The sequence below is a fragment of the Streptomyces sp. NPDC028419 genome (assembly GCF_055565515.1).
Genome location: NZ_JBVHUE010000005.1, coordinates 159,742 through 171,059, shown reverse-complemented (window position 1 = coordinate 171,059; position 11,318 = coordinate 159,742). Strand labels below are relative to the sequence as shown.

Annotated in this window: 12 protein-coding genes; 8 read left to right on the top strand and 4 right to left on the bottom strand. The window is 73.7% G+C overall.

The window, feature by feature from the left end; genetic code table 11:
• Window positions 1-165: 165 nt before the first annotated feature.
• Complete coding sequence (locus ACZ4UB_RS08380; protein ID WP_468069096.1) at window positions 166-1,431, bottom strand: MFS transporter; 1,266 nt, start codon at window positions 1,429-1,431, stop codon at window positions 166-168.
• A gap of 153 nt (window positions 1,432-1,584) precedes the next feature.
• Between ACZ4UB_RS08380 and ACZ4UB_RS08375 the strand changes: the two genes are divergently transcribed.
• Genes ACZ4UB_RS08375 through ACZ4UB_RS08350 form a run of 6 tightly spaced genes read left to right on the top strand, consistent with a single transcriptional unit; the run spans window position 1,585 to window position 7,412 of the window.
• Window positions 1,585-2,628, top strand: coding sequence for an ABC transporter substrate-binding protein (locus tag ACZ4UB_RS08375; protein WP_468069095.1), 1,044 nt, complete (start codon window positions 1,585-1,587; stop codon window positions 2,626-2,628).
• Window positions 2,618-3,685 (top strand): FecCD family ABC transporter permease, encoded by a 1,068-nt coding sequence (locus tag ACZ4UB_RS08370; RefSeq protein ID WP_468069093.1) that lies wholly within the window; start codon window positions 2,618-2,620, stop codon window positions 3,683-3,685. Before ACZ4UB_RS08375 ends, ACZ4UB_RS08370 begins: the two co-directional genes overlap by 11 nt.
• Window positions 3,682-4,494, top strand: a complete 813-nt coding sequence (locus ACZ4UB_RS08365) for an ABC transporter ATP-binding protein (protein ID WP_468069092.1) — start codon at window positions 3,682-3,684, stop codon at window positions 4,492-4,494. The genes ACZ4UB_RS08370 and ACZ4UB_RS08365 overlap by 4 nt, the downstream gene beginning before the upstream one ends.
• 5 nt (window positions 4,495-4,499) lie before the next feature.
• Window positions 4,500-5,360, top strand: a complete 861-nt coding sequence (locus ACZ4UB_RS08360; RefSeq protein ID WP_468069249.1) for a Rossmann-like domain-containing protein — start codon at window positions 4,500-4,502, stop codon at window positions 5,358-5,360.
• Window positions 5,357-6,400 (top strand): GHMP family kinase ATP-binding protein, encoded by a 1,044-nt coding sequence (locus ACZ4UB_RS08355; protein WP_468069091.1) that lies wholly within the window; start codon window positions 5,357-5,359, stop codon window positions 6,398-6,400. The genes ACZ4UB_RS08360 and ACZ4UB_RS08355 overlap by 4 nt, the downstream gene beginning before the upstream one ends.
• Window positions 6,321-7,412, top strand: coding sequence for a pyridoxal-phosphate dependent enzyme (locus ACZ4UB_RS08350; RefSeq protein WP_468069090.1), 1,092 nt, complete (start codon window positions 6,321-6,323; stop codon window positions 7,410-7,412). Before ACZ4UB_RS08355 ends, ACZ4UB_RS08350 begins: the two co-directional genes overlap by 80 nt.
• Window positions 7,413-7,419: 7 nt before the next feature.
• On the opposite strand, the gene ACZ4UB_RS08345 is transcribed toward ACZ4UB_RS08350, so the two are convergent.
• Entirely contained in the window at window positions 7,420-7,860 is a 441-nt protein-coding gene (locus ACZ4UB_RS08345) for a hypothetical protein (RefSeq protein WP_468069088.1), read from the bottom strand.
• 124 nt (window positions 7,861-7,984) lie between these two features.
• On the opposite strand from ACZ4UB_RS08345, the gene ACZ4UB_RS08340 reads away from it, so the two are divergent.
• The gene (locus ACZ4UB_RS08340; protein ID WP_468069087.1) at window positions 7,985-8,449 is read left to right on the top strand and encodes an SRPBCC domain-containing protein; all 465 of its coding nucleotides are present in this window, start codon (window positions 7,985-7,987) and stop codon (window positions 8,447-8,449) included.
• Between the two features lie 110 nt (window positions 8,450-8,559).
• Here the strand turns inward: ACZ4UB_RS08340 and ACZ4UB_RS08335 are convergent, their stop codons facing one another.
• The gene (locus ACZ4UB_RS08335) at window positions 8,560-8,784 is read right to left on the bottom strand and encodes a DUF6243 family protein (protein ID WP_468069086.1); all 225 of its coding nucleotides are present in this window, start codon (window positions 8,782-8,784) and stop codon (window positions 8,560-8,562) included.
• 200 nt (window positions 8,785-8,984) lie between these two features.
• Window positions 8,985-9,953, bottom strand: a complete 969-nt coding sequence (locus tag ACZ4UB_RS08330) for a helix-turn-helix transcriptional regulator (RefSeq protein WP_468069084.1) — start codon at window positions 9,951-9,953, stop codon at window positions 8,985-8,987.
• Window positions 9,954-10,016: 63 nt separating this feature from the next.
• On the opposite strand from ACZ4UB_RS08330, the gene ACZ4UB_RS08325 reads away from it, so the two are divergent.
• Window positions 10,017-11,162, top strand: a complete 1,146-nt coding sequence (locus ACZ4UB_RS08325; protein WP_468069083.1) for an epoxide hydrolase family protein — start codon at window positions 10,017-10,019, stop codon at window positions 11,160-11,162.
• Window positions 11,163-11,318 lie beyond the last annotated feature (156 nt).

Here is an 11,318-nt window from a genome sequence, read left to right as displayed (position 1 = left end):
GTTTTGGTGCTGGTTGAGGGTGGGGTGGTGTGGGGTGTTGGGGGGGGGGGGGGGGCGCACCCCCCCCCCCCCCCCCCCCCCCCAAGAAAGCCCCCCCCCCCCCCCCCCCCCCCCCCCCGGGACCCGCGCTCTCCCCGGGCGTTGTTCCGCCAGGCACGGTGCGGGTCAGTCGCGCGACACCAGAGCCGTCCGCGCGAAGTGGCGGGCCCCGGGTACGAACGCCGCGGCGGCCGGTACGAGGAAGCAGGCGCCCGCGCACACGGCGAGCACCGGGGTGACGCCGAAGGCGGCGATGGCCGGTGCGATCAGGGCCAGCCCGACCGGTGCCAGACCGTAGGAGACGAGGAAGTCCAGCGAGGAGACGCGGGCCAGCTTGTCCGGAGCGACCTCGCGCTGCGTGGCCGTGAACCAGGGCACGTTGAACAGCTCGATGCCGATCCCCGCGACCGCGTACGCGCCCACGACCACGGCCGGGTGCACGGGCAGCATCAAACTCAGCGGCGCGACGCCGTAGGCGGCCAGGCCCGCGAAGGCGGCCCACCCCTGCGAGCGCGGCCGCCACCGGGCGGTGACCAGGGCCCCGCCGAGCGCGCCCACGGTGTAGGCGGTCACGGCGCCGGCCAGCACCCACTGGGTGTCGTAGCGATCCCGGCTGATCAGCGGCAGCGCCACGCTGGTGACGGAGTATCCCAGCGCTATCACCGCGGTCAGGGCGCCGAGTCCGGCCAGGAACCAGGGGTGGCGGCGCGCTTCACGTATCCCCTCGAGGAACTCGGCGCGCAGGCCGGCGCGCGGCTCCGGCTCGACGTGCGGGTCCGCCGGACCGGCGGCTCCCTTGCCGGGGACGAACGCGGCGACCAGCCAGAGCAGGCCGATGCCGAGCAGCAGCGTCCTGATGTCGAGGACGGCGGCGAGGAGCGCGGTCAGCGCGGGCCCGGCGAGCGTGCATCCGCGCACAGCCATGGTCAGGGCGGCGTTGGCCTGTTGCCGGCGCTCGGGTTCCACGGTCTCGGCGGTGAGCGCCTGGAACGCCGGTCGGCAGGCGCCCTGTCCGGCGCCCGCGAGGGCGGCAGCGGCGGTCATCAGCACGAGGGAACGGCCGAGTCCGGCGGCGAGCAGGGGTGCGGCGACCGCTGCCGCGAGGCCCGACCAGAGGACGACCGCGCGGCGGGAGTGCCGGTCGGCCAGTACGCCGCCGACGGCGACGGCGGCCAGGAAGCCGGCGGTGCGGGCGGCGAGGACGAGGCCGAGACCGGCGGCGCCGAGGCCGCGGTGCAGTACGGCGAGCCCGAGGACGAAGGGCAGGGCCCAGGTCGCGAGTCCCGAGGCGGTGGTGCCCGCCCACAGGCGCAGGAACGCGGGGTCGCGCAGCACCGAACGGGGGTGTGGGGTAGGGGTTTTGGCCGCGATGGACGCGGGTGTGGTCGCCACGGTGTGGTTGCTCCTTGGGGCGGGGGTGGCGGCTCGGCGAACCGCACCCGGATTCGTTAATGAAAATGAATACCATTACAGTACCCTTCACACGCCGGGCTTCTGCCCTGTGCACGACAACACCCACGCCCTCGCCCCCGAACCGGAGAACCCATGCGCCACCCCGCCCGCCTCGGCATCGCCCTGACCCTCGCCCTCGCCACCGCAGGCTGCTCCACGGCAGCCGGCGACGGCTCCACGGCGGACGACGGGCCCGCCGCCCGCGCCTCCACCAAGACGGCCTCCGTCACCAGTTGCGGCCGCCAGGTGTCCCTCACCGCGCCCCCGAAGCGGACCGTCGCCCTGGACCAGACCTCGACCGAGACCCTGCTCGAACTCGGACTCCAGGACCGGACGGCGGGAACCGCCAACCTCAAGACGAAGATCCCCGGCCAGTACGAGGCCGCGTACGCCAAGATCCCGGTCATCGCGCCCAAGATCGCCACCGGTGAGCAACTGCGCGCCGCCACACCCGACTTCGTCGTCGCCGGCTCCGCGGACCTCTTCACCAAGGACCGGGCGGGCACCCGCGAGGAACTGGGCGACCTCAAGGTCCCGACCTTCGTCAGCGCCGTGGACTGCCCGCAGCAGAGCCCGGCCGGCACCACCCCCTTCGAGCTCCTCTTCTCCGACTACGAGAACCTCGGCAAGGTCTTCGGCGTCGAGGAGCGGGCCGGCAAGCTCACCGCCGACCAACGCGCCGCCGTCGCCAGGGCCGGACAGAACGCCTCCAAGGCCGCCCGGGGAGCGGGCCGGCCCGGCCGGCCCACCGTGGTCTACCTCTACTCCGTCTTCAACGGCATGCCGTACGTGGCGGGCGGGACCGGCCTGCCCAGCGAGATGAGCCGGATCGTTGGAGCGCAGAACGCCTTCGACGACGTCGACCAGGACTGGCCCGAGGTCTCCTGGGAGGAAGTGGCCAAGCGCGATCCCGACTTCATCGTGATCGGCGACCTGTCCGAGCGCGGCCGGCCCGGCGACAGCGCCAAGGAGAAGCGCGCCGCGATGACCCAGCACCCGGTGATCTCCAAGCTGGCCGCGGTCCGTGACGACAAGGTGCTCGAGGTGCCGGGCATCGAGCTGGACCCCTCGGTGCGCTCGGTCCACGCCCTGGGGCTGTTGGCCGACGGCATGAAGGGCCTCGGCTATGTCCGCTGACCCCGTCGCCCGGCCGGGGATGCGGGACCTCTCGTCTCCGGGCCGGTCCGCGGCGGCCCGTGCGGCGCTCTTCCTCCTCGCCGCGGTCGCCCTCGCGGCCTCGGTGACCGCGTCCGTGCGCATCGGCACCGCCGAGGTGGGCTGGACCGACCTCGCCCGCGTTCTCGGCGCCCGTCTCGGCCTGGACGTGCGGCCGTTGCCCCCGCTGCTGGACTCCCTCGTCTGGGACCTTCGGCTACCGCGCGTACTGATGGCGGCCCTCGTCGGCGCCTCGCTCGCCGTGTGCGGCGCGGTGCTCCAGGCGGTCACCCGCAACGCGCTCGCCGACCCCTACCTGCTCGGCGTCTCGTCGGGGGCCTCGGCGGGGGCCGTCACCGTGGTGGTCCTCGGGATCGGCGCCAACGCCGTCGGGGTCACCGGCGGCGCCCTCGCCGGCGCGCTGCTCTCCTTCGGGCTGCTCCTGCTGTTGCTGAGGCGCACCGGACTGGACTCCGTCCGCATCGTCCTCACCGGTGTCGTCGTCGGCCAGCTCTTCACGGCGACCACGTCGCTCGTCCTGATGGCTTCGGCGGACGCGGACACCACGCGGGCGGTCACCCATTGGCTGCTGGGCTCGATGGCGCCGGCCCGCTGGAACGCGGTCGTGGTCTGCGCGATCGTCACCCCGCTGGGGCTGGCGGCGGCCTGGCTCTGCTCCCACTCCCTCGACGGGCTCGCCTTCGGCACCGACACCGCCGCCTCCCTCGGGATCGGCGTACGCGGTACCCGGATGCTGCTGCTCGTGGTCACGGCCGTGCTGACCGCCGTGGCGGTGGCCACCGTCGGCGCCATCGGATTCGTCGGGCTGATCGTCCCCCACGGGGTGCGGTTCCTCGTCGGACCGCTGCACCGCGTGCTGCTGCCGTACGCGGCGTTCGCGGGCGCGGTGTTCCTGGTGTGGACGGACACCCTGGCACGGATCGCCTTCGCGCCCCGCGAGGTTCCCGTGGGCGTGATCACCGCCCTGCTGGGCGTACCGCTCTTCCTGCTCGTCCTGCGCAGGAGGGGTGAGCTGTGAGGATCACCGCCGAAGGGCTGAGTTGGTCGGTGTCGGGCAGGCCGGTCGTGCGCGACGTCAGCGCGGACATCGCACCCGGCGAGACGGTCGGACTGCTCGGCCCGAACGGCTCGGGCAAGTCCTCGCTGCTGCGCTGCCTGGCCGGGCTGCGGCCCCCCGACGCGGGCACGGTCCGCTACGACGGCGAGTCCGTACGCCACTGGAGCGCCCGGCGGATCGCCCGCCAGGTCGCCTTCGTCGAACAGGGCTCGGGCGCGGACAGCGACCTGCTGGTCGCCGATGTCGTGGGCCTCGGGCGGATCCCGTACCGGGACCGCTGGCGCGGACCCGACGCCGTCGACCGCACGGTGGTCGCCGCCGCCCTGGACCGCGTCGGACTCACCGCGCTGGCCGACCGACCCTGGAAGGCGCTGTCGGGCGGTGAGCGCCAGCGTGCCCACATCGCCCGCGCGCTGGCCCAACAGCCGTACGGGCTGCTGCTCGACGAGCCCACCAACCACCTCGACGTCAAACACCAGCTGGAACTGATGGAGTTGTTGACCGGCACCGAGCAGACGGTCCTGGTCGCGCTGCACGACCTGTCGCTCGCCGCCCGGTACTGCGACCGGCTGCTGCTCCTGCACCACGGTCGCCTGATCGCCGCCGGCACGCCCGCCGCCGTCCTGACCTCCGATCGGCTCGCCGAGGTCTTCGAGGTGGACGCGGAACTCTCCACCGATGCCCTGGGCAACCCCGCGGTCACCTGCCGGGGCCCGCTCGGAGCACCGACCGCCGCACCCCGACCCACCCCCGTGAAAGGAACCCCGTGAACCCCATGACCCCCGTGAACCCCATGAACCCCGTGCAGCTCGTGAATCCCCTTACCGTCGACGCCCTCATCGAGGCCGTCCTCGCCGGCGAGCACGGCCCGCTCCCCCACCGGCTCGTCGCGACCAGCGTGTTCTGGGCGCACCACGGCACCCGCCTGGCCGGCGGCGACACCACCTACCTCAACCAGTACGTCCTGGTCCGCCTCGGCGGCTCGTTCGGCGGCTGCGCCTTCGAGGCCGGCGAGATCGCCCCGTCGATCTGCCGCGACTCCTCCGGCGCCCCGCTCGACGTGCTGCTGCGCGAGGCCCCGCGCCCGCTGCGGATCGCGGCCCTCGACGCCTACCTCTCCGAGGCCCGCCCGCACCGCGTCGCCGCCGGGGCGGGCGACGCCGAGGCCGTGACCCTGCCCGCCGGTACCCCGGAGGTCCGCGCGAAGGCCCGTGACGCGGCCATCGCCGGCCTCCTGGACATCGAGGAGGGCGCCAAGGTCGGCCTCATCGGCGTCGTCAACCCCCTCGTCGCGGCGATCCGCGGGTGCGGTGGCGAACCGCTGCCCTGCGACTTCAACCTCAAGGCCACCCAGTGGGGCGATCCCGTCACCACCGACATGCACGAGGTGCTGGAGAAAGCCGAGGCCGTGGTCGCCACCGGGATGACCCTGAGCAACGGCTCCTTCGACACCGTCCTGGACCGCTGCCGGTCCCGCGGCATCCCGCTGATCGTCTACGCGCAGACCGGGAGCGCCGTGGCCCGCGCCTTCCTCGGCTCGGGCGTGACCGCCCTGTCGGCGGAACCGTTCCCCTTCTCCCAGTTCAGCGCCGACGAGAGCGTCCTGTACCGCTACCGGACGGGGGGCCGCGCATGATCCGCGCCCCGCGCCAGGTGGCGCCCGGTGCCGGCGACCTCCCCGCCGGCGCCGGGTACGCCCCCTGCCACCACGGCGAGATCCTCCAGGGCGTCTTCCTCGACGGCTCGGGACACCCGTGCGCCGGCCTGGTCACCCTCCCCATGGCCGGCCCCGGCAGCCACGCCACGTTCGTCCGCCGTCCCGGCACCGAGCCCGGGGCGCTGAGCGTCGTACCGGCCGACCGTACGAAGGCCGCGGGGGCCGCGGGCCTCGCGGTGGCGGAATGCGCGCGGCGATCCGGCCAGCCGCCCTGCGGCGGGGAGTTGCGGCTCGCCGGTGACGTGCCGGTGGGACTCGGCATGGGCAGCTCGACCAGCGATGTGATCGCCGCCGTACGCGCGGTCGCGGACGCGTACGGGCTGCGGCTGTCCCCCGACACGGTCGCCCGGCTGGCCGTGCGCGCGGAACTGGCCTGCGATCCGCTGATGTTGGACGGCCGCCCGGTGCTCTTCGCCCAGCGGGAGGGCAGGGTCCTGGAGGTCCTCGGCCCGCGGCTGCCGCCGCTGGTCGTCGTGGGCTGCGCGCTGGGCGGGGGCGCGCCCGTGGACACCCTGGCCCTGCCGGTGCCCGAGCCCGGCGTCGAGGACGTGCGGGCCGGGGAGCGCTTGCGCGGGCTGCTGCGCCGGGCGGTGGCCACCGGTGACGTGCGGCTGCTCGGCCGGGTCGCCACCGCCAGTGCGCGGCGCGGCCAGCGGGTCCTCGGCCACCCCGAGTTCGACGCGCTGTGCGGCATCGCCCGGCGGGTGGGGGCGGCGGGCGTCCAGATCGCGCACAGCGGGGCGGTGGCGGGTGTGCTCTTCGACCCGGCCGCGCCCGGCCTGCGCCACCGCGTGCGCACCTGTCTGCGCGCCCTGGACGCCCATGCGATTCCCGCCACTCGTACCTTCACGACCTGCACCACCACCAAGGAGATCCTCAATGGACCAGCACATCGCGGAGTCGATCGGCAGGCCGGACCTGGTACGCCTCGACGACCGGCTCGTCTGCCTGCGCTTTGAGACGATGAAGGTGGTCTCCGCCCTCGCCGCGGTGGGGCACCTGCTCGACACCGGGGTCGTGCGCCGCGGGGACACCCTGCTGGACAGCTCCAGCGGCATCTACGCCTACGCCCTCGCCCTGGCGTGTCACCGGCACGGCATGCGCTGCCACATCGTCGGCTCGACCACGGTGGACCACACGCTGCGCACCCAGCTCGCCGTACTCGGGGCGACGCTCACGCAGATGGAACCGTGCGACGACCTCAAACTCGACCAGAAGCGGCGCGTCGAGCGGATCCACGAGATCCTCGCCGAACACCCCGAGTACCACTGGATGCGGCAGTACCACGACGACATCCACTACCTCGGCTACCGGGCGGTCGCCGACCGGATCCGGGAGGCGACCGGCGCGGACGGGCTCACCCTCGTCGGCGGGGTCGGCTCGGGCGCCTCCACGGGAGCCCTCGCCCGATACCTGCGCGGGGCCGTCGACAGCCCCGCGCGGGGAGGGGCGAACGGGGAGGCCGATGTGGAACTCGTCGGTGTCCAGCCGTACGGCAGCGTCACCTTCGGCGCCGAACACGTCAGCGACCCGGAGATCATCATCGCCGGGATCGGCAGCTCCATCCCCTTCGGGAACGTCTCCCACGAGCTGTACGACGTCCTGCACTGGGTCGCCTTCGACGCCGCGCTGGCCGGCAGCGTCGACCTGCTGCGGCGGCACGCCGTCTTCGCCGGTCTGTCGACCGGCGCGGGCTACCTCGCCGCCCGCCACGAACGCGAGCGCTCCCCCGAGCGGACGGTCCTCTTCATCGCCGCCGACACCGGACACCGCTACGTCGACACCGTCTACGCCCGGCACCGCGAGGTCGCGCCGATGGCGCACTACGCCCCGCGCGAGGTGTCCGATCAGGGCCAGCTGGCGCTGCCGTGGTCCCGGATGCGGTGGAACCGCGCCCCGGCGGTGCCTTCGCCCGCCGGGCGACCGGCCGGGGTGAGCACCGCATCGGCGCGGGCGCGTGGGCGCGGGTGATCGCCGGTCAGCGGCGGCCCGCGGCCAGGACGACGAGGAACTGACCGCCGCCCGGCTCGACGGCGGCGGTCACCGGCAGCCCCGGTACCAGCCGGGAGAACCGGTCCACCAGCCAGTCCGCCGCCTCTTGGGCGTCCTTCTTCGTCGGGCAACGGCCCACCATCTCGCGGCCGCCCTTGCGCTCCAGCCGGTCGGCCACGGTGATCAGCGGCGCGGGTTCGACCACGTACAGGTGCTCCGGCCAGGCGATGACCACCTTGACCGCGCCCTTGCGGGTGTTGCACCCGCGGTGCGCGAGCCGCTCGGCGACCTTGGCCTTCCGGTCGGTGGTCCGGCTGTCGACACTGGGGCCTCGCGGGTCGTTCACGGACTCGTCGGGGTCGACCGGTTCGTCGCACACCCAGCACCGCCAGCCGTCGCGCTCGGCCACATCATCAAGGAGACTCATCCGAGCAAACTATCCTGCTCGGCCGCCGCCCACGTACCAGGGGCCGCGAGGTCCGTGCTCGGCCGTGCTCGCGTCGGCCGTGCCGTCGCGCCCGTGGAGCGGCCGCTGGGGCATCATCGTGTGCGTGAGTGCCGAAGAAGAAGCCGTGGCGTACGCCTGCATGATCGTCCGGAGGCCGGCCGCCACCGCGTTCCGCGCCTTCGTCGACCCCGACGTGACCACCCGGTTCTGGTACAGCGGGAGCAGCGGGCCGATGGTCCCCGGCGCCGAGCTGCTGTGGGAGTGGGAGACCTACGGGGCCAGCGTCCGTGCCCGGGTCACCGCGGTGGAGGAGGACCGGCTGATCCGGTTCGAGTGGGGCAACTACGCGCAGCCGACCCGTGTCGAGGTGACCTTCACCCCGCGCCCGGGGCTACCGGAGGCCACCTTCGTCGAGGTGCGCGAGACCGGCTTCCACGGCCGGGGCGCGGAGCTCGTGGAGTGGCTGAACAACACCGTCGGCGGGTTCACCACCGCTCTGTGCGCCATGAAGGCCCTGCTGGAACACGACATGGAGATCGGCGCCGTCGCCGACCACCACCCCGCCTGACGGCGGGGACCGGAGCGGCCGAGCGCGCGGAGCCGCTCGAACCGGCGAGGCCCGCTCCTGCCGCGGGGCGGGCCCCGGCCGCGCGGTCGCGGCCTCGCGGCGGCGGGGCGTCAGCTCTGGGCGGTGTCGTCGCTCGCCTGCGCGGCGTCTTCGGCGGCCTCGGCGGCGCGTGCCTTCTCGCGCATCTTGCGCACCAGCTCCGCCTTCTGGTCGGCGGCGCCCTTCCGGTCGAGGTTGCGGTGCGGGCCGTTGTTCTGCCGTTCGGCGCGGGACAGCTTCTTGCGGTGGCCGCCGCCCTGGCCCACGGGGTTGTTGATGTTCTTGCTGTCGGTCACGAGCTCTCCGGGAATGAGGTGAAGCGATCTGCGGATCCATCGGTGGGGACGGGCGCGGCGGCGTCGTAGGACGTCAGCAGGGGTCCGTCACACCCTCCATCGTAGATCGGCGGCCGGCCGGACATGACAAGGGACGGATGTCCGGTCCCCGCCCGGTCGGTCAGGGACCGGTCCCCGTCATCGGCGGGTGCGGGGTCGGCTCAGTCGGGCGGCGGGGTGGAGCGGGCGTAGCGGGTCGCCAGGTGACGTAGTTGGGTGACCAGCTCGGCCGGCTCGGTGACGTCGAAGTCGAAGCCGAGCATGCCCAGGTGGACGGCGAGGCCCTGGAGCGTGTCGGCGCCGGTGGTCAGGACGCAGCTGTCGGCGTCGACGGCCTCGACGGTGCCGACCGCGGGGTTGATCCGCTCGATCACCGCCGTCGCCGGCGCGTGGACGGTGACGCGCGCGTGGTGGCGCCAGGCCGCGCTCGACACGCGGCGGGAGACGTACGAGACGACGTCGCCGCCGGGGAGCTCGCGCGGGGCGAAGCGCGGTCCGGTCGGGGTGCGGGGCCTGATCCGGTCGATCCGGAACGTGCGCCAGTCCGCGCGCTCGACGTCCCACGCCACCAGGTACCAGCGCCGTCCCCAGTTCACCGCCCGGTACGGCTCCACCGTGCGGCGGGTGGCGGAGCCGGCGTGGTCCGCGTAGTCGAAGCGCAGTCGTTCCCGGTCGCGGCAGGCGGACACCAGGGTGGTCAGCACCTCCGCGGAGACCTCCGGCGCCGGACGGTCGGCGGGCACGGCCACGGTGTAGGCCTGGAGGGCGCGCACCCGCCGGCGCAGCCGCGAGGGCAGCACCTGTTCCAGCTTGACCAGCGCCCGCAGCGCGTTCTCCTCGGTGCCGGGGACGGCGCCCTGCGCGGCGGTGCGCAGGGCGATCGTCACCGCCACGGCCTCCTCGTCGTCGAGGAGCAGCGGGGGCACCGCGGCCCCGGCGCCGAGCCGGTAGCCACCGGCGGAGCCGCGTGTGGCGTCCACCGGATAGCCGAGCTCGCGCAGCCGGTCGATGTCGTTGCGGACGGTGCGGCCGCTGACCCCCAGGCGCTCGGCCAGTTCGGATCCCGGCCAGGCGCGCGGGGTCTGGAGCAGGGCGAGCAGGCGCAACAAGCGTGCGGAGGTATCGAACATGGTGCCCAGCCTGTGGTGTCATTAGGAACGGAACGTGCCTATATCGAGAATACTGTGGGATTCATGGAGACCACCAGCAGCACCGACGCCCGGATCCGCCCCTACCGCATCGACATCGCGCAGGACGAGCTCGACGACCTGCGCGATCGACTGGCCCGTACCCGCTGGGGCAGCGAGATCCCCGGCACCGGCTGGAGCCGGGGGGTGCCCACGGACTACCTCAAGGGCCTGGCCGCCTACTGGGCCGACGGCTTCGACTGGCGCGCGGCGGAGGCGGAGCTGAACGGGTTCCCCCAGTTCACCACCGAGATCGACGGCCAGAACGTGCACTTCCTGCACGTCCGCTCGCAGAACCCGGCGGCCGTCCCGTTGCTCCTGCTGCACGACTGGCCCTGCTCCTTCGTGCAGTTCGTCGAGGTGATCCGACCGTTGTCGGAGGACTTCCATGTGGTCGTGACCTCGACGCCCGGCACCGGTTTCTCCGGTCCGCTCGGCGAGGCCGGATGGAACACCGGGCGCATCGCGGGCGCGTTCGTCGAGCTGATGGACCGGCTCGGCTACGGCTCGTACGGCGTCCAGGGGACCGGTGGTGGTGCCTGGACCGCCGCCGAGATGGGCCGCCGGGCGCCCGATCGGATCGTCGGCATCCACGTCAACGGCCTGGTCACCTTCCCCTCCGGGGACCCCGCCGAATTCGAGGGGCTCACCGGGTCCGAGCGGGAACGCCTCGCCCGGCTGGAGGACTTCCAGCAGGACAAGATGGGCTTCAACGCCATCCAGTCCACCCGCCCGCAGACCCTCGCCTACGGCCTGCACGACTCCCCCGTGGGTCAACTCGCCTGGATCGCGGAGAAGTTCAAGGAGTGGACGGACCCGGCCACCGATCTCCCCGAGGACGCCGTGGGGCGCGACCGCCTGCTGACGAACATCAGCGTCTACTGGTTCAGCGGCACGGCCGGCTCCTCGGCGAACCTCTACTACGAGGCGGGCCACGATGCCGGCGCGTGGGCGCCGAAGGCGCGCGGCACCGTCCCGACGGGTGTCGCCGTCGCCCTCCACACCGACGTCGCCATCCGCCGCTTCGCCGAGCGGGACCACAACATCACCCACTGGACCGAGTTGGAGCGGGGCGGCAACTTCCTCGCGCTGGAGCAGCCCGAGGCCTTCGTCGCCGACGTGCGCGCCTTCTTCGGCACGCTCGCGGGCTGACCGGGACCCGCCGGGGCCGCGAAATCCCTGGGGCGATGTCGCCGTCGCGTGAGACCCTCCGTGGGGGGGGGGGGGGGGGGGGGGGCGGAGGGGGGGGGGGGGGGGGGGGGGGGGGGAGGGGGGGGGCGAAAAAGAGAGGGAGGGAGGGAAAGAAGC

Coding starts and splice junctions, on each gene's coding strand:
- ACZ4UB_RS08375 (WP_468069095.1), top strand. CDS start 1,585: ATGCGCCACCCCGCCCGCCTCGGCATCGCCCTGACCCTCGCCCTCGCC.
- ACZ4UB_RS08370 (WP_468069093.1), top strand. CDS start 2,618: ATGTCCGCTGACCCCGTCGCCCGGCCGGGGATGCGGGACCTCTCGTCT.
- ACZ4UB_RS08360 (WP_468069249.1), top strand. CDS start 4,500: ATGACCCCCGTGAACCCCATGAACCCCGTGCAGCTCGTGAATCCCCTT.
- ACZ4UB_RS08355 (WP_468069091.1), top strand. CDS start 5,357: ATGATCCGCGCCCCGCGCCAGGTGGCGCCCGGTGCCGGCGACCTCCCC.
- ACZ4UB_RS08350 (WP_468069090.1), top strand. CDS start 6,321: ATGGACCAGCACATCGCGGAGTCGATCGGCAGGCCGGACCTGGTACGC.
- ACZ4UB_RS08345 (WP_468069088.1), bottom strand. CDS start 7,860: ATGAGTCTCCTTGATGATGTGGCCGAGCGCGACGGCTGGCGGTGCTGG.
- ACZ4UB_RS08330 (WP_468069084.1), bottom strand. CDS start 9,953: ATGTTCGATACCTCCGCACGCTTGTTGCGCCTGCTCGCCCTGCTCCAG.
- ACZ4UB_RS08325 (WP_468069083.1), top strand. CDS start 10,017: ATGGAGACCACCAGCAGCACCGACGCCCGGATCCGCCCCTACCGCATC.